This window comes from Halorussus aquaticus (genome assembly GCF_024218795.1).
Lineage (GTDB): Archaea > Halobacteriota > Halobacteria > Halobacteriales > Haladaptataceae > Halorussus > Halorussus aquaticus.
Map to the genome: position 1 here is coordinate 2,659,097 of NZ_CP100400.1, position 16,849 is coordinate 2,675,945.

General features: G+C 66.6%; 15 protein-coding genes. 7 read left to right on the forward strand and 8 right to left on the reverse strand.

What is annotated here, in order from left to right; genetic code table 11:
* The first annotated feature begins 135 nt into the window (after positions 1-135).
* The 3 genes from NGM06_RS13710 (at position 136) to NGM06_RS13720 (ending at position 5,249) form a co-directional block, all read left to right on the forward strand.
* Positions 136-3,276 carry an MMPL family transporter gene (locus NGM06_RS13710; protein WP_254267500.1) on the forward strand — a complete coding sequence of 1,047 codons (3,141 nt, stop codon included), beginning with the start codon at positions 136-138 and terminating at the stop codon, positions 3,274-3,276.
* Positions 3,276-4,046: a TrmB family transcriptional regulator gene (locus tag NGM06_RS13715; protein WP_254267501.1), complete on the forward strand. Its 771-nt coding sequence runs from the start codon at positions 3,276-3,278 to the stop codon at positions 4,044-4,046. Before NGM06_RS13710 ends, NGM06_RS13715 begins: the two co-directional genes overlap by 1 nt.
* A gap of 165 nt (positions 4,047-4,211) precedes the next feature.
* Positions 4,212-5,249 carry a DUF7544 domain-containing protein gene (locus NGM06_RS13720; protein WP_254267502.1) on the forward strand — a complete coding sequence of 346 codons (1,038 nt, stop codon included), beginning with the start codon at positions 4,212-4,214 and terminating at the stop codon, positions 5,247-5,249.
* A 39-nt stretch (positions 5,250-5,288) separates the two neighbouring features.
* On the opposite strand, the gene NGM06_RS13725 is transcribed toward NGM06_RS13720, so the two are convergent.
* The 6 genes from NGM06_RS13725 to NGM06_RS13750 form a co-directional block, all read right to left on the reverse strand.
* A complete protein-coding gene (locus tag NGM06_RS13725) occupies positions 5,289-5,711 on the reverse strand; it encodes a DUF7552 domain-containing protein (protein WP_254267503.1) in 423 nt (140 codons plus the stop codon).
* 105 nt (positions 5,712-5,816) lie between these two features.
* Positions 5,817-6,605, reverse strand: a complete 789-nt coding sequence (locus tag NGM06_RS13730) for a DUF7260 family protein (RefSeq protein WP_254267504.1) — start codon at positions 6,603-6,605, stop codon at positions 5,817-5,819.
* Positions 6,602-7,048, reverse strand: a complete 447-nt coding sequence (locus NGM06_RS13735) for a DUF7552 domain-containing protein (RefSeq protein WP_254267505.1) — start codon at positions 7,046-7,048, stop codon at positions 6,602-6,604. Before NGM06_RS13735 ends, NGM06_RS13730 begins: the two co-directional genes overlap by 4 nt.
* 119 nt (positions 7,049-7,167) lie before the next feature.
* A complete protein-coding gene (locus tag NGM06_RS13740) occupies positions 7,168-7,563 on the reverse strand; it encodes a thioredoxin family protein (RefSeq protein WP_254267506.1) in 396 nt (131 codons plus the stop codon).
* Positions 7,564-7,711: 148 nt separating this feature from the next.
* The gene (locus NGM06_RS13745; protein ID WP_465260983.1) at positions 7,712-8,446 is read right to left on the reverse strand and encodes a DUF7847 domain-containing protein; all 735 of its coding nucleotides are present in this window, start codon (positions 8,444-8,446) and stop codon (positions 7,712-7,714) included.
* 213 nt (positions 8,447-8,659) lie between these two features.
* Complete coding sequence (locus NGM06_RS13750) at positions 8,660-10,990, reverse strand: DEAD/DEAH box helicase (protein WP_254267508.1); 2,331 nt, start codon at positions 10,988-10,990, stop codon at positions 8,660-8,662.
* Between the two features lie 382 nt (positions 10,991-11,372).
* Here NGM06_RS13750 and NGM06_RS13755 point away from each other — a divergent pair, with 382 nt between their 5' ends.
* The gene (locus NGM06_RS13755; protein ID WP_254267509.1) at positions 11,373-12,272 is read left to right on the forward strand and encodes a hypothetical protein; all 900 of its coding nucleotides are present in this window, start codon (positions 11,373-11,375) and stop codon (positions 12,270-12,272) included.
* Between the two features lie 52 nt (positions 12,273-12,324).
* On the opposite strand, the gene NGM06_RS13760 is transcribed toward NGM06_RS13755, so the two are convergent.
* Positions 12,325-13,464, reverse strand: coding sequence for a citrate synthase/methylcitrate synthase (locus NGM06_RS13760; protein WP_254267510.1), 1,140 nt, complete (start codon positions 13,462-13,464; stop codon positions 12,325-12,327).
* Positions 13,465-13,641: 177 nt separating this feature from the next.
* Between NGM06_RS13760 and dps the strand changes: the two genes are divergently transcribed.
* A complete protein-coding gene (gene dps / locus NGM06_RS13765; protein ID WP_254267511.1) occupies positions 13,642-14,301 on the forward strand; it encodes a DNA protection during starvation protein in 660 nt (219 codons plus the stop codon).
* 71 nt (positions 14,302-14,372) lie between these two features.
* On the opposite strand, the gene NGM06_RS13770 is transcribed toward dps, so the two are convergent.
* Positions 14,373-15,722 (reverse strand): FAD-dependent oxidoreductase, encoded by a 1,350-nt coding sequence (locus NGM06_RS13770; RefSeq protein WP_254267512.1) that lies wholly within the window; start codon positions 15,720-15,722, stop codon positions 14,373-14,375.
* Positions 15,723-15,871: 149 nt separating this feature from the next.
* Between NGM06_RS13770 and NGM06_RS13775 the strand changes: the two genes are divergently transcribed.
* Positions 15,872-16,234 (forward strand): 2Fe-2S iron-sulfur cluster-binding protein, encoded by a 363-nt coding sequence (locus NGM06_RS13775; protein WP_254267513.1) that lies wholly within the window; start codon positions 15,872-15,874, stop codon positions 16,232-16,234.
* Between the two features lie 70 nt (positions 16,235-16,304).
* The gene (locus NGM06_RS13780) at positions 16,305-16,760 is read left to right on the forward strand and encodes a DCC1-like thiol-disulfide oxidoreductase family protein (protein WP_379793558.1); all 456 of its coding nucleotides are present in this window, start codon (positions 16,305-16,307) and stop codon (positions 16,758-16,760) included.
* Positions 16,761-16,849 lie beyond the last annotated feature (89 nt).

The window sequence follows — 16,849 nt, forward strand, 5'->3', positions numbered from 1 at the left end:
CGTCTTCGAGGGAGTACGCCGACCGGCGACCGTTCCGAGTCCGAATCCCGGGTCTTTATGCTCGTCCTGTTAGTACCATCCTAACAACAGCGACGAACACATGTTCCGACACACAGTCGCGCGGAGGGATGGCTCGTGAACGCGAGCGACCTCTTCGCCGCCGTTACGGAGTACAGTCGCGGAGTTATCGCGGTCCTCCTTGTCCTGACCGTGCTAGTCGGGGCGGGCGCGCCGATGGTCGAGCAGTCATCCTCGCTCGACCAGTTCCAGAGCGACAGCACGGCCGCCCAGAAACTCTCCTACATCGACGCCAACTTCACCTCGGGTCAGGAGAACACGACGACGGTCCAACTCATCGTGCGGGACGGCAACGTCCTCTCGAAGGACGCGCTCGTCGAGACGTTACGACTCCAGCAGGCGTTGCGGAACAACGAGACGATAAACCGGACGTTGGTCAACGGCACGCCCACCTCGGGCGTCGCTAACGTCGTCGCCACCGTGGCTATCCGGGAGGAGCAGGCGAGCCAACTCCGAAAGTCGGCGGCCGAACTCCAGCAACGGCGCCAGTCGCTCAACGAGTCGCGAGCGGAGATTCGCCAGCGGAGTCAGTCGCTGAACCGGACGGCGGCCCGACTGAGCGACGCGTTGAACCGGACGCGCGAACTGCAGGCGCGGTACGACCGACTCAACGCCTCCTACCAGCGGGGCGAGGTGAACGATTCGGCCTACCGACAGCGGTCGAGCCGAATCGAGACCCGACTCCGGCAGGTTCGGACCTCGGCGACGGCGAACCTGAGCGCGAACCAGTCGGCCACGTTCACGCAGGCGTTCGAACAGACGCGGGGTCTGCAACTCCAACTCGACCGTCTCAACGCGTCCTACCAGCAGGGAGACATCAACCAATCGACCTACCGCGAACGCGCGGCGGAGATTCGGTCGCAGTTCGAGCAGGTGTACCGACTCGGAACGCGCGGCGTGTTGGCCAGCGAGTACCGGCAACTCCAGCAGCGCGCCGCGGAACTGAAAGAGCGCGGCCAGCAACTCAAGGAAGACGCCGAGAAGTTACAGGCCCAACGCCAGCAGTTGCAGAACGCTTCCTCGCCCACGCTACAGGAGCAGATAGACGAACTCCGCTCGATGAACCAGTCGGAAGTCGAGTCCGCGGTCACCACGGTCCTGAGCGAGGGCGGCGACGGGCCGTCGAGTCAGGCGTTCGCGTTCATGCCGACCTCCTACGAACCCGGTAGCACGGAGTCGAACGCGACGATGCTCGTCGTGTTCCAGAACGTCGGCGGTCAGGGCATGCAGGGCATGGGTTCGGCCTCGACCGACCTCGTGAAGTCCCAGACCGCCATCCAGCAGGTCGCCCAGCAGTCGATGGACCGCGAGGTCATGGTGTTCGGGTCCGGCCTCATCAGCAAGGAGACCGAGCAGTCGATGACCGACAGCATCGCCATCGTCGGTCCGATGGCGCTGCTGTTCGTGATTCTGACCCTGCTCATCGCCTACCGCGACCTGCTCGACATCCTGCTCGGGGTGTTCGGCATCTTCGTGGTCCTCGTCTGGACCTTCGGATTCATGGGATGGACGGGGGTAACCTTCAACCAGATATTCATCGCGGTGCCGGTGTTGCTCATCGGCCTGTCCATCGACTACGCGATTCACGTGTTCATGCGCCACCGCGAGGAGCGCGAGCAACACGAGGGCGAGAGCGTCCGCGAGGGCATGTCGGTCGCGCTGGCCAGCGTCGGCGTGGCGCTGGTCTGGGTGACCGCGACCACCGTCATCGGGTTCCTCTCGAATCTGGTGAGTCCCCTGCCGCCGATTCAGGACTTCGGTATCGTGAGTTCGGTCGGTATCGTGGCCGCGCTCGTGGTCTTCGGCGGTCTAATTCCGGCGCTCAAGGTCGAAATCGACGGGTTCCTCGAATCCCGAGGCTTCGACCGGAAGAAGCGAGCGTTCGGCACCGGCGGCGGCGCGCTCGGGTCGATGCTGTCGGTCGGCGCGGTCGCCGCGCGCAAGGCACCCTTCGTCGTGCTGGCGCTGACGCTGGTGCTGTCGGCGGGCGGCGCGTACGGCGCGACCCAAGTCGATACGAGTTTCGAGCAGACCGACTTCCTCGCCGAGGACCCGCCGAACTGGATGAAGGACCTGCCCGAACCGTTCGCGCCCGGCGACTACTCGGCGAAGGCGAACCTCGAATACGTCAACCAGAACTTCCTGCGACAGGACTCGCAGGCCCAGATACTCGTCGAGGGTAACGTGACGACCCCCGAGACGCTCGACAAGTTACAACAGGCCGAGCAGACGGCCGCCCAGAAGGAGGACGTGGTCGTCGTCCTCTCGAACGGCGAACCGCAGATTCGGAGTCCGCTCTCGGTGATGGAGCAGGTGGCGGCGCAGAACGAGTCGTTCAACGCGACGTTCGCGGCGGCGGACACAGACGGTGACGGCGTCCCCGACCGCAACGTCGAGCAGGTGTACGACGAACTGTTCGCGGTCGCCCCGCAGGAGGCCGAGGGCGTCATCCACCGCGAGAACGGCGAGTATCGCGCGGTCCGGATGGTCGTCTCGGTCAAGGGCGGTGCGGCGTCCTCGACGGTGACCGAGGAGATGCGCGCCATCGCCGCGACCATCGACGGCGACGGACTGGAGGCCACCGCGACCGGCCAACCCATCGTCTTCGAGATCGTCCAGAACCAGTTGCTCGACACGGTCATCCAGAGCCTCGTCATCACGCTCGGGGCGACGTTCGCCTTCCTGATGATAGCCTACCGACTGGCCCACGGGAGCGCCACGCTCGGAGCGATCACGCTCCTCCCGGTGGCGTTCAGCGTCTCGTGGATTCTCGGGACGATGTACCTGCTCGGGATGCCGTTCAACGTCCTGACTGGGATGATTACCAGCCTCACGGTCGGACTCGGCGTGGCCTACAGCATCCACCTCAGCGAGCGCTACACCATGGAACTCGGGCGGCGCGACACCATCTGGGCCGCCATGCGCGAGAGCGTGACCGGGACCGGCGGCGCGCTCCTCGGGAGCGCCGCGACGACCATCGGCGGGTTCGGCGTCCTCGCGTTCGCCATCCTACCCGCGCTCCAGCAGTTCGGTATCATCACCGGTCTCACCATCACCTACGCGTTCCTCGCCAGCGTCCTCGTCCTGCCGAGTCTGCTGGTGCTGTGGACCCGCTACCTCGGGCCGGGCGAGACCGGCGAGGCGACGACGAAAGAGACGAGTACCGCGGTCGCAAATGGGGGTCTCAGAGAGGACTAATGGACGAAGACGACGCCATCGAGGCCCTCGAAAATCTCGGACTTTCGAACTACGAGGCGAAGGTGTTCACCGCGCTCCAGAAGTTGGGCACCGGCACCGCCCGCGACGTGCATCGGACGACGGACGTTCCCCGGTCGCAGGTGTACGGCGCGGCCGAGTCGCTTCAGGACCGCGGTCTCGTGGAGGTCCAACAGTCCAAGCCCATCCAGTACCGGCCCGTCAGCCTCGAAGCGGCGGAGTCGCACCTCCGCGGCGAGTTCGAGCGCACCCAAGAACGGGCCTTCGACTATCTGGAGGCCGCCCGCCAACAGCGCGGCGACGGCGACGAGCGCCGCGAGGACATCTGGACGGTCCACGGCCGGGCCAGCATCGACGGCCGAATCGAGCAACTGCTGGCGGAGGCCGAGGACCGCGTGCTGTTCGCGCTCGGCGAGGACGCCGACCCGGTCGGCGAGACCATCGCCGACTGCCTGCGTAAACTGGCGGCGTCGGGCGTCACGGTGAACGTAGTCGGTGACGACGACGTGGCCGAGCAGTTCGCAGACAGCGGCGTCGCGGTCCAGCAACTGCCGATAGACCACCCCCACGCCGACGACCCCGTAGGCAGGGTGGTCGTGGTGGACGGCGAGATGATACTCCTGAGCGTCCGCGACGAGAGAGACGACCCCGAACTCGACGAGGAGACCGCCATCTGGTCGTCCCGGACGGGTATCGCCGCGGTCCTCATCCAACTCATCGACGGCGGACTCGGCGAGGCCCTCTCGGTATAGGCACGCTCCTCCGTCGTTTATCGAATCGGTATCGACTTCCGAAACGTAGAACGAGAGCCGCGATTCGACGGACAGCGACGCCCCGCGAACGGGCAAGAACTGTACCTGTCAGCTCCTATTTTCGAAACCCAGACAGTTTTCTCGGTCGACGTCGTACCTCGTGCCATGCCGTGGTACGCGGTCGAGGCACTCGACGACGCGTTCGACGCCACGAAAGCCCTGCTGACCCCGTTCGACGCGCGCCAGTGGCTGGCACTCGCGTTCGTGGTCTTCTTCCTCGGGAACACCGGGGCCGGTGGCACATCCGCGGGCGCCGGGGGTTCGTCCGGTACGGCCTCGGACGGGCCGCGGGTCGGTCCCGGCGGTCCGCCCGGACAGATGGGCTGGGAGGGAGACCTACCGTTCGCGTTCGGGGAACTCCTCCCGATTATCGCCGGTGTCGTCGCGGTCGCAATCGTCGTCGGTCTGCTGTACGCGCTCGTCGGGTCGGTGATGGAGTTCGTCTTCGTGGAGTCGCTTCGCCGCCAACGCGTCCGGATTCGCCGGTACGCCGACCAGCACTTCGGGCAGGCCCTCGGGTTGTTCGCGTTCAGGGTCGTCCTCGGTCTGGTAGTCGCGCTCCCCGCACTCGGACTGCTACTGGGCGGCCTGTCGCTCGCTACTGGCGGCCCGTCCGTGGCCCTCGGCGCGGTCGTACTGCTCGTCCCGTTGCTCGTCCTCGCCGGACTCGTCGTCGCCCTCGTGGACGGGTTGACCGTCAACTTCGTCGTCCCGGTGATGATACTCAAGGACGTCGGCATCCTCGACGGGTGGCGGCGGTTCTGGCCGACGTTGACCGGCCAGTGGCGGCAGTACGCCGTCTACGTCCTCGTGCGATTCGGTCTCTCGCTCGTCGTCGGGTCGCTGGCGTCGGTGGTCGGCGGCGTCGTGGGTGCGGTACTGTTCGCACCCTTCGCCGCGCTCGGGGTCGTCTCCCTCCCCGCGCTCGGCGGTCCCGGAGCGATTCTGTCGAACCCGGTCGCGCTGGCTCTCGGCATCGCCCTCCTGCTCGGGTACCTCGCGCTCCTGACGGCCGTCCTCGCGGCGGTCTTCGTCCCGGTCCAGACCTACCTCCGGTATCACGCGCTGCTCGTCCTCGGGGACACCGACGGTAACTTCGACCTGATACCGGAACTCCGCGGAGACGTGCGAGAGACGAGATAGCTCACGGAGTACGGGAGCCGAAAAGCGGGAGCGTCCGTCTCAGAGCTTCGTACGGAGTTGTAGCGTGACCGTCGAGTCGTCGAGCAGTTCGCCGTCGCGGCGGACGTGGACGACCGGCGCGTCGTCCATCTGGAGCCACTCGCCGTCGTTCTCGCCGGAGATAGTAATCGTCCGCGACGAACGGCCGAGGCACTCGGAGGCGTCGTCGATAGCGAGCGGGGCGGGAGTCGTCTCGGTGGCGACGATGGGGATGGATTCGAGGTGCGGGTCCACGTCGCGCAGCACGTCCCGGTACTCGCAGACGAGTTCGACGGCTTCCTCGGCGACGTCGGCCGACGGGAACGAGGCTCCCCGAACCGGGACGGGGCGCTTCCCCGAGAGGGGACAGACGACGGCGAAGTCGCCGTCCGGGTCGGTCAGGTCGTCGATTCGCTGGTGGAGGACTTCGAGGCGGTCGGACATAGCGGTTCAGGTGCGACACGGCAGACCAACCGTGAATAGGTTTCGGAATCACCATCGGCCGCGGCGGTGACAGAATCGTCCGGAGACATCTCCGCTCGCGTTACCTCAGACGCGCGCACAGAGGTGGCGGCGAACCGCGCGCTGGCAGTCGGCGAGCAGGTCGTCCACTCGCGTGAGGTCGGCCAGTATCGGATGCGACTCCTCGAAGTCGCCGTAGAGGTGGTCGAGCAGTTCGCGCTCTCTGATTCCGGTGAGACCCTCGCGCCGGGTCCCCCGGATGGTGGCCTGTCGCTCGCCGACGAGGCGGTCGCAGGTCTCGCGGCGGTCGGCCAGTCGGTCGTGGCGCTCCCGGAGGTCCTCGAACCCGAGTTGCAACAGCGGGGTCTCGTCGGTCTCGGCGACCCAGTCGGTGACGGCGTCGAGTTCGTCGGCGACCTCTCGGGCGCGGTCGCGCTCGGTCGCGGTGGCGTCGGCGAGCAGTTGGCACTCCTCCGTGCGCGTCTCGGCCCGCAAGACCAACTGGTCCGCGAGACCGGGGGCGAACGCGCCAGCCGCGGGCGAGAGCGCGGCGGCGAGGTCGGGCGACAGTTCGTCGGCCATCGCCTCCGGGAGCGAGTCGGCGTCGGCGTAAGGGAGTACGATGTCGCGGAACGCCTCGCGGACGACCGATATCCCGTCGGCGTTCCCCACCGAGGACGTTCCGACGGCGAGGGCGTCTCCGGCCGACTGGCCCGGAGCAGACCGCGTGGACGTCGCGGCCCGCTGTCCCGCATCGGGCGACGCCTCGCGGACGCGCTCGGCGAACCGCTCGTAGGCCGCTACTTTCCCCTCGATGCGTTCGCGCTCCGATTCGGCGCGCTCGACGGCGTCGTGCGTCCGGAGTTCGACGGTCATAGCTTCGAGTCCAGTTGGCGCTCGACGGCGTCGTCAGGGAGCGGTTCGCCGTCCTGCCGGACGTGGACGACCGGCGCGTTGTCCATCCGGAGCCACTCGTGCTCGCCGTCGCCCGAGAGGACGACCGACCGCGACGTGCGCGGCAGACCGTTCTCGCGTCGGCCCGCCGCGCGTTTGCGAGTCGAGACAATGGTCAGCGGTTCGCCGCCGTTCTCGTAGACGGAGAGACGGTGTTCCGGGAGTTCGGTGTCGGACTCTCGGAGGGTCCCGCGATACCGACGGGCGAGGTCCGCGGCTTCGCGCGCGGCGGCCTCGGAGGGGAACCGTCTGCCGGTCAGCGGCGCGGGACACTCGTCCGTTTCGGCGCAGGCGACGTAGAAATCACCGTCGTCGTCGGCTAACTCGCCGATGATCTGCCGGATACTGTCGAGGGAATCGGCCATGGTTTAGGCTGGCCTAATCTATGTTAGGTCGGCCTAAAAGAGGTTTCGAACGGTGGTGCGTGTAACCAGTTTACATAGAGAGAACGAGGCGGCCGACGAGTTGCGACGAGCGCGGAGCGTCACAACGCCGTGTATTCTCCGACGAGTTCCACCAAGTCGTCTTTCTCCAAACTCTCCTCGATGCGCTCCTCGCGTTCGCCGTCGGTGTAGAGGTCGAACGTCGGCGTCGCCTCGATGCCCCGCTCCAGCGCCAACTTCTGGTGGTGTACGACGTTCACCTTCGCCACCGCCGCGAACGTCTCGCGCGCGACCGACTCCACGACGGGATGGAGACGTTGGCCCGCGCCGCCGTCCGCGTAATAGTGAACCAGCACGACGTCGTAGGCGGCAACGGTCCGGTCGAAGTTCTGCGAACCGTCCACGTACACCGGCGCTGACGGGGCACCGAGACCCTGTTCCTGCACGAGCGCTCGCTTCTTGCGCTCCCGAACCGCTTCGAGGTCCTCGTCGTCCATGCACGAGGGGGTAGCGAACCGGGTGACTTAGTTGTGTAGCCCGCTTCTCATCTCCGATAATTCGGTGGCGCGGTCTGCTCGTCCGGCCGCTCTCCCTCGGTCGCCGGAATCACCGAGAGGCCCCGTACGCCCTTCGTCGAAAGGTTCCTCAGACAGTCGTCGCGTCGAGCGAGTCGGCGGTGTCGCCCGCGATTTGACGGTACGCACCGACGAGTGCGGCAACCCCGAACACGGAAGCGACGCCGGAGACGGCTCCGGACGCGAGAGCGCCGACCAGCGGGTCGAAACCGGTGAACAGACCCGCGACGAAACCGACGAGACCCGTGACGACGGAGATGACGACACCGAGTAGGAACAGCCGGAATCGGTGGCCGGAACTGAGTGACCAACTCCGCTTGAGCGATTCCACGATACCGGCGTCCTCGATGACGACGACGAGGGCAGCGAACACCAGATTGACCGCGAGGAACAGTCCGGGGAGGAGGAGAAACAGGGAACCGACAAAGATGGCTATCGACACGATGATGGAGACGACGATGGTCGCGCCGACCGTTCGAGCGAGTCGTCGAGTGTGGTCGGGGGTCGGAAAGGCGTCGATATCCGCGTAGAGCGCTCGCATCGCGACGACACCGAGGGCGGTACCGCCGACGACTAAACCGACGGTAAGCGCGGTACTGACCGCGACCGGGAGACCGATAGCGAGCGGATACACCTGCGATACCTCTCCGGTACTGCCCAACGCCCCGATGACCAACGACTGGACGACCGACTGCGTGAGGACTTGGTAAACGGCGTAGGCAACGATCAAGAGTGCGCCGCCACGAGTAGCGAGTTGTTCCACCGCATAACCTAAACTACGACGAATGCTAAATTCTGTAGACACGATTGGACGTTGATAATGACACAGTATATATCTTTACCTCCGGACGTGACGGGACGCGACTGACGAACAGTACTGGTGATTGCACTGTTCACGGCTACCTGTTACCGCACTCTACCGAGAACAGTCTACGTTCGGTCGGTTCCTCGCCACGGTTCCGAGAACTGTGTCGTCCGGCGCATCCCAACGGGCGGTCCGCTGCGTGATTGGGTCGGCCTATTCGGCGTCGATACCGACGAGTCGTTCGAGCAGATACCGCGCCTGTTCGCTGTCCAGCGGGTCGTTCGCGTTCCCGCAGTGGGGAGACTGCACGCACGCCGGACAGCCGCCAGTCGAATCACAGTCGCAGGCTCCGACCATCCGAGCGGTCCGTTCCATCAGACTCTCGACCGTCTCGTACCCCTCTCGGACCAGTCCGACACCGCCGGGATAGCCGTCGTAGATGAAGATGGTACTCTGACCTGTGTGAGGGTGCATCGGTGTCGAGAGACCGCCGATGTCGCCGCGGTCGCAGAGCAGTTCGAGGGGGAACAGCGAAATCATCCCGTGTTCGGCGGCGTGGATACCGCCGGCGAAGTCGCCCGCCTCGCGCATCGACGCCTCCACGTCCGCGGGTACCGTGAAGTAGAGCGCTTTCGTCCGGAGCGACACTTCAGGCAGGTCCAGCGATTCCCGGGCGAGCATCTCTCCGGATCGGTCGCGTCGCTCGAACCCCGTGATCTGCTTGCGCATCGTCACGTCCGCGAACCGGACCGGCACGTCCTCGCGGGTCGAGAGTCGCTTCTCTTGGATGTCCTCCTCGACGGTAATCTCCTTCTCGTGGAGGACTTTGGTGTGATAGTCGGCCCACGTCGGCGAGAGTTCGGCGACTTCCCGCGAGAGGTCGAGGTCTACCACCTCGTAGGACTGTCCCTGATGGTGGTAGATGGCTCCCGGATGGGCGTCCGTCAGCGCGTCTCCGAAGGGGAGGCTGGCGATAGTCTCGCCGCTTCGGCGGTCCAGCAGATTCACCTCGCGGTCGTCGATGGACCGGAGGCTCATCTCGTGTTGGGGGCTTCCGTCGCCGTCGTAGGTCCAGCGCAGGCCGTCCGAGGTGCTCCGGCGCTCCAGCAGGCCCTCGGCTTCGAGATCCGCCACGAGGTCGGGGAACGCGTCGCCGAAGTACTCCTCGTCCTCGGGCGAGAGCCACGTCTCGCGGGCCGCCGACAGCACGTGGTCGGGCAGGAGTTGGTCGTTGGCGGGATTGACGACGGCACGCTCGGGGTCCCCGGCGAAGAAGTCCTCGGGGTTGGCCATCAAGTACTGGTCCAACTGGTCCTCGCCCGCCACGAGCGCGACGAGCGACGGGTCGTCACCCCGTCCCGCGCGCCCGGCCTGCTGGAACGCGGCCATCCGCGTCCCGGGATAGCCGTCGAGTAGCACCGCGTCGAGACCGCCGATGTCGACCCCGAGTTCGAGCGCGTTGGTACTCCAGACGCCGCGCACGTCGCCGTCCTGAAGACCCTCCTCTATCTCCTTGCGGCGGTCGTTCCCGAGCGCGGCCTGATACGCCGTCACGTCGGGTGCGAGGTCGCCTCGCCCCCGGTCTCGGAGTTCGCTGGCGCTCTCCATCGCCCACTGCTCGGCGGCCTGCCGGGCACGGGTGAAGGTCAGGGTCTGATGACCCTTCGAGACGAGGTCGGCGAACAGGCGCTTGGTCTCGGCGTGGTTCGACTTTCGCCGACCGCTGGTTCCGGCCTGCGGATTCTCGTACTCGGGCGGGTTCCAGAAGAGCCAATGGGTCGGCCCGGTGTCGCTCACGTCCTCGTCCACCAGTCGGTAACTCGACTCCGGGGTCCCGGTGACGCTCGCAGCGTGCTCGACCGGGTTCCCGATAGTCGCCGAACAGCAGACGAACTGCGGGTCGGCGTCGAATCGGTCGCAGACCCGCCGGAGGCGACGGAGGACCAGCGCGACGTGGCTGCCGAACACGCCGCGGTACTCGTGGACCTCGTCGAGTACGACCGTCTCCAGCCCTTTGAAGAACCAGTCCCAGAGGCGGTGGGCGTGGGGCAACAGCGCGTAGTGGAGCATGTCGGGGTTCGAGAGGACGACCGTCGGTTGGCGGTCTCTGACCGCGCGCTTCTCGCCCTTGTCGAGTCTCCCGGTGTACTGTGCGACCGAGACGCGACTGCCGAACCCGAGGTCCCGCGCGAGATTCGAGAGCGTCTCCTCTTGGTCGTTGATGAGCGCGTTCTGCGGGGCCACGTAGAGCGTGCGCCCGCCGTGGTCCATCGCGCGTTCGAACGCAGGCACCGTGTACGCGAGGCTCTTCCCGCTGGCGGTCGGGGTGGCGAGGACGACGTTCTGCCCGTCTCGAACCGCGTCGATGGCATCGGCCTGATGGCGGTAGAGCGCGTCGATGCCCTGCGATTCGAGGGCGCTCTCCAGTCGCTGTTCGAGGTCCATCTCGCGGAAGTCGCCGTCTCGGCCGGGCAGCGTTCGGTGCGCTTCGACCTGCCCGTCGTAGTACGGCCGACTCCGGAGCCAATCGATTGTCTCGTCCACGATTCCGGGATAGGGTCGGGGTACCTAACCGCTTTCGCCGCGGAGCGGAAGTGAACGCGGAGCGAACGCGAACGTGATCAGACCGGAGAACGCGCGTAACCTGAGGCGAGAATCGGTCGAGAGTGACTACTGGTTCGAGTAGTGTGGATAGCGAACAGACGGCACGACCGAACCGCGAGGAGACGTGCCGCGCTACCGCTGCCCTCCCCGCGGTGGGACTCACGTCACGTGGTGGGGTGGTCCCGCTCTGGTACTTAAATTCTCGTGCGACACCGGCATAGATTGCAGAGAACGCCCGTCCAACCGTTCTATCGCTCCATCACTGGAAACGTTCGTGCGATGTCACAACCCTTATTTCGGTCATGGATAAAATTTGTATCCAATGACAAGACGCCGGAGTCGACGCGCTCTCCTTCGGGCGGGGGCGGTCGCAGTCGCTGGTCTCGCCGGATGCGTCGGGAGCCTCGATATCCCCGACGGCGTTCGGCGTCAGAGCGAAACTACCCACAGGAGTCCCACCGAGACGTCCGACCCAAGTGAGACGCCGTCCACGACCCGATCCGCGACCACCCGCGACCCGACGGTCGAACTCGACACCATCGACGTCCGGTCGTCGTTCTTCTATCTCACCACGCCGGACTCGCTCGACGTCGAGGTGGTCGAGGCGACTCAGTTCGTGTTCGTGAGAGTCCGGCCGCGAACCGACGCCCCTCGGCCGAGCGACTTCGCGCTAGCCGCCGACGACCGGTACTTCTGGGGAACGCTCGCGCCGGGCAAAGTCGGCGGTCCGCATCGACTCTCGGAGTTCGGGCCGGTCTACCGGGCCGGAAAGCGTCGGTCCGGGTGGGTCGCCTTCGAGGTGCCGAACCCGCTGGACGCGGACGAGGTCGCCCTGACCTACGACGATTGGAGATGGTCGCTCGACGAGGACCGTCTCGCCGCCCTGCGCGCGCCGCCTCCCGACTTCGAACTCGTCTCGTTCGAGGCACCGGAGGAAGTGGCCCACGACGAGTCGTTCGACGTGACGGCCGTCGTCGAGAACGCCGGTGAGGGAGACGGCGTCTTCCGCGTCAGTCTGAATCAGGCCGGACCGGCGTACGCGCCCCATAGAGCGGCGATCGAGGTCCCTGCGGGAGAGCGACGCGAACGGACGTGGACCTTCGGTGAGTCCGTCTCGCGCGAAACCGAGCGCGTGAACCTCCGACTCGAATCCGCCGTCGCGGACCGCGATACCTCCGTCGAGGTACTGGGTGGGACGACGCCCGACAGCGCCGTCAACTGAAACGAGGGGCGGCACGTCCGCAGAACCAGACGCCGTCGGGAGACGCCTCGACCTACCGTTCCTCGATGGGCGTCCAGCGCCGGTCGGTCTCGCCCACGTACGTGGCGCGGGGTCGGATGAGGCGGTTGTCGTCGAGTTGTTCCAGCGCGTGGGCCGTCCACCCGCCGACGCGGGAGACGGCGAAGACGGCGGTGAACAGTTCCCGCGGGATGCCGATGCCGTGGAGCAGGACAGCGGTGTAGAACTCGACGTTCGTGTTCAGACCCAGTTCGGGCTTGTGTTCTTCGAGGAGTTCGACGCCGACTCGCTCGGCCTCCTTCGCGGCCTCGAAGAACTCGGCGTCGCCGCTCTCGTCGTAGAACGTCTCGGCGGCGTCCGACAGGACCGCAGCGCGCGGGTCGCGGACCTCGTAGACGCGGTGGCCGAACCCCATCAGGCGCTCGCCCGACTCCAGTTTGTCCCGAACGTAGCCCTCGGGGTCGCCCGACTCCGAGACGTCGAGTAGCATCTCCAGAACCGGGCCGGGCGCGCCGCCGTGGAGCGGTCCCTTCAGCGCACCGACCGCCCCGGTGACGCCCGAGACCACGTCCGACTCGGTCGAGACGACGACACGCGCCGTGAACGTCGAAGCGTTGAGTCCGTGGTCCACCACGCTGTTGAGGTACGTCTCCAGTCCGCGGACCTCGTCGTCGCTCGGTTCGCTCCCGGTCAGCATGTAGAGGAAGTTCGCGGCGTGGCCGAGGTCCTCGTCCGGTTCGACCGGGTCCTCTCCGTTCCGGAGTCGCCAGTAGGTCGCCGCGACGGTCGGGAGTTGTGCGACCGCGAGACGAGCGTCGCGCTCGGGACGCTGCTCCGCGTCGGTCGGGGCGAGGGTGGCCGCGGCGATACCCATCCGCACCGCGTCCATCGCCGGGACCCCGCGCTCGGCCGCGAGGCGGAGGAGACCGACCGTCTCGTCGGGAATCGACCGCGCAGACGCGAGGTCGGCCTCGAACGTTCCGAGTTCGTCGCGGGTCGGAAGCCGACCGTGCCACAGCAGGTAGAGCGTCTCCTCGAAGGTCGCGTTCGGCGCGAGTTCTTCGAGCGGGTAGCCCCCGATGACGAGTTCGCCGTTCTCCCCGTCGATGCGACTCAGTCTCGTCTCGGCGACGGTGACGTCTTCGAGTCCGCGGTGGACGGAACTGTCAACCATGTACGAACCATCTCCGACTCGGTACATAATAGCTATCCTCACCCCCTGAATCACCGGTTTCGCCGACCGACCCCGGCGTCGGCGAGGTTGCGTTCCGCGAACCCGAACCGATGTTCGCAGTCTGGGAAGAATGATTAAGGGTTTGTGAGTCGTTCCGAGTCGTGGGGGAGACCACAAATGGCAGACGACGAACGACGACACGGTTCAGGGAGCGTCGAACCGGGAACGACCGACACTCGCGTGGGGATGGAGGCGCTCCGCGAGCGCGGTCTCGACCCGGAGGAACTCCGCGAGCGTCTCATCGACGCCATCGGCGCGGAGTTCAGCACGTACTACTACTACACGAACCTCCGGATGCACCTCGCAGGCCACGAGGACTACAAGGAGATTACCGAGGACGCCCGACTCGAAGACCGCGCCCACTTCGAGTTGGTCGCGCCGCGGGTGTACGAACTCGGCGGCCACCTGCCCTACGACATCGACGACTTCATGGGCCGGGCGTCGTGCCCGCACGCCGAGATGCCGAACCCGTACGAGGGCGAGGAACCGGACCTCTCGCAACTCGACGCCGAGGGCGTCCTCGAAGTCCTGCTGGAGGCCGAGCGGTGCGCCATCCGGACGTGGAGCGAAATCTGTGACATGACCCACGGCAAGGACCCGCGGACCTACGACATGGCGAGTCGCATCCTGCAGGAGGAGATAGAGCACGAGGCGTGGTTCATCGAACTCCTCAGCATGGAGCGCGACGGCGAAATCAACCCGGCGGGCCACTTCGTCCGGGGCGAACCCGGCGACGCGCCCTACTCGACCAACCGGCGCATCAACGACTCGGCGTGACGACCGGGACGCGACGAACTGGTGATGGGACCAGAAACGGACCGCTCGACCGCCCTCGGTCTCGCTGACGGCTACGTAGCCGGGCCGAACACCCGCCAGAGGACGTTGGGGCGAAATAGCGAAACCGGGGGTCGCTCCATCGAGAGCACCCGAACGAACGCCTCGGCGAGCGCGCCGTCCGTGTGAGCCCTCCGGGTCAGTCGGGAGAGGTACCGGGCGACGAGTTCGGTGCCCCGCGGTTCGGGGCCTATCGTCTGGGGGAACCTGAAGTCACTGCCAGCGGCCAGCATCCACGCCACGTCCACGACGTCTTCGGCCCGGTCGAAGAACCGGAACGCGAGATTCCGACGACCGCCCGTTACGAGGGCTCGATGGAGAACTAGCGCTTCGAGTGCGGCCACCGAGATGCCCTGCGCGTAGACCGGATTGAAGCTAGCGAGGGCGTCACCGACGACGACTAAGCCCTCCGGAAACCGGTCGAGGCCCTCGTACCGGTGGCGTCTGTTCGACGGAAACGGGTAGTACTCGACGGTCTCGGAAACGGTGGGATGGTCGTCGAGGAGTCGCTTCAGTACGGGCGTCGGAAGGCCCGCGGCGTACTCCGCGAACGCCGCGAACTCCGTCGGTGGGGTCGTCCCGTGGACGCCCTGTAGATTCACCACCCAACGGTCACCTTCCACGGGCGCGGCCATGCCACCGCGGGTCCGCGGCGAGGACGGCGGCACGAGATACGTCCGGCGGTCGCTGGCGGGTCGCTCGACGTACGCGGTGCTGTAGGCCAAGTCGATGCGGACTTCGTCCACCGTCGGAGGTGCGTAGCCGTGGTCCGCGAGCCACGTCGGCGTCCGACTCGTCCGGCCGGTGGCGTCCACGACCAAGTCGGCCGGAATCTCCGTTCGGTCGCCGTTTTCCCGAACCACTACGCCCTCGACGGACCTGTGAGCCCGGTCGGAGCAGTAGTCTACGAATCGGCAGTGCGGGCGCAGTCGGACGCCGTCGAGGTCGGCGACGTGCTGGCGGGCTATCTGCTCGATTAACGGCCGACTCGCGGAGTACGTCTCCATACGGACCGGACCGTGGGCGAGGAAGTCCCCCTCGTCGTAGAAGTTCACGTCGCTGGCGAAATCGACGACCACTCCTCCCGCCGAGACGAGGTCCTCGCCGTACCCCGGAAACAGGTCTTCCAGCGTGGCGCGCCCCGCTTCGAGAAGCGCGTGTGGATGGCGCCCCTGCGGGACGCCGCGTCGAGGAGTCACCTCGTCGGCCAGCGAGTCTCGGTCGAGGACAGTCACCGCTTCGAACTCGTCGGCCAGAACGCGGGCCGCGAGCAAGCCCGCCATGCCCGCCCCGGCGACCACTGCTCGGCCCCGCCGCTCGGAAGTCCGGTCGCTGTCGTACCGCGGAACTGTTGCTAACGTCACGACGACCACTCGTCGCGGACTTCGCCGACGGTTGGGTTAAGCATTACCACACTTCGCTGCTCGGAGACAGGTGACGGCGGCCGAATCAGAATGCACCACTTCCCGCGGACGCCGACACGTTCATCCTCGCGTGCCCGCTACCTACACCCGTGAGCAGCTACACCGTCGAAATCGAGGTGCCGGACGACTGCGACGTGGAGCGGGCGGGCGAGACGGTCGAAATCGAGGTGCCCGAGACCGAGTACGTCCTCTCGGCCGCCCGGAGCGAGGGACTCTGGCTCCCCGCCGACTGCCAGCAGGGGTGGTGTACCACCTGCGCCGCCGAGTTGCTGGAGGGCGAGGTGGACCAGTCGGACGCCCGCCGGTACTACGAGTCCGACGAGGAGGCCGACATGATTCTATCCTGCACGGCCAAGCCGGAGTCCGATCTCCGGATTCGGGCCTGCCAGTACGACGAGATGCTCGAACACCGCGCCGAACACGACAACCCGCCGGGCCGGTCGAAGCGGTGAGCGCGGCGAACCGCCGACGCTCCGAGTCGGCGTTCCGGCGGTAACTCCCGACCCGACGGCAACTGCGTTTATGGGTGCAAGCGTGGTACCCCCGGGCGTGAGCGACTATCACGGCGTACTGGTGTACGACGGCGAGTGTCCGTTCTGCTCGGCGGCCGCCTCGGCGCTCCGGCGCGTCGAGGGCGTCGGCGCGATAGCGTGGGAGGACGACCCGGCCCAGACGTTTCTCGAAGCCCAGTTCGGCGAGACGCCGTTCGCGCTGGTTTTCGCCGACCGCAGTGAGGAGACGGTGTACGTCGGCCGCGAGGCGGCCCGCGAACTCTGCGAACGCGCCGGGATGCCGGTGTTGATTCGGGACGTAGTGGGCGACAACTACGAGTCCATCGCCGACGCCATCCGGAGCGTGACCGGCGTGGAGGGCGACCCCGACCCCTACCACGGCGAGTATCCGATGGCCGACCGGGCGCGCGAGGCGTTCGAACCGCTGGCAGAGAACGCGTGGCACACCGCGAAAGTGAGCCGGTAGCGACCGTCTCCCACAGGAATCGGCACGCCACCGCGACCGCGACTACGGCCTTCTCGACTGCCCGTGAGTGTCGAACGGGACCAACATCT

Coding starts and splice junctions, on each gene's coding strand:
- NGM06_RS13715 (WP_254267501.1), top strand. CDS start 3,276: ATGGACGAAGACGACGCCATCGAGGCCCTCGAAAATCTCGGACTTTCG.
- NGM06_RS13720 (WP_254267502.1), top strand. CDS start 4,212: ATGCCGTGGTACGCGGTCGAGGCACTCGACGACGCGTTCGACGCCACG.
- NGM06_RS13725 (WP_254267503.1), bottom strand. CDS start 5,711: ATGTCCGACCGCCTCGAAGTCCTCCACCAGCGAATCGACGACCTGACC.
- NGM06_RS13730 (WP_254267504.1), bottom strand. CDS start 6,605: ATGACCGTCGAACTCCGGACGCACGACGCCGTCGAGCGCGCCGAATCG.
- NGM06_RS13735 (WP_254267505.1), bottom strand. CDS start 7,048: ATGGCCGATTCCCTCGACAGTATCCGGCAGATCATCGGCGAGTTAGCC.
- NGM06_RS13740 (WP_254267506.1), bottom strand. CDS start 7,563: ATGGACGACGAGGACCTCGAAGCGGTTCGGGAGCGCAAGAAGCGAGCG.
- NGM06_RS13755 (WP_254267509.1), top strand. CDS start 11,373: ATGACAAGACGCCGGAGTCGACGCGCTCTCCTTCGGGCGGGGGCGGTC.
- NGM06_RS13760 (WP_254267510.1), bottom strand. CDS start 13,464: ATGGTTGACAGTTCCGTCCACCGCGGACTCGAAGACGTCACCGTCGCC.
- dps (WP_254267511.1), top strand. CDS start 13,642: ATGGCAGACGACGAACGACGACACGGTTCAGGGAGCGTCGAACCGGGA.
- NGM06_RS13780 (WP_379793558.1), top strand. CDS start 16,305: ATGGGTGCAAGCGTGGTACCCCCGGGCGTGAGCGACTATCACGGCGTA.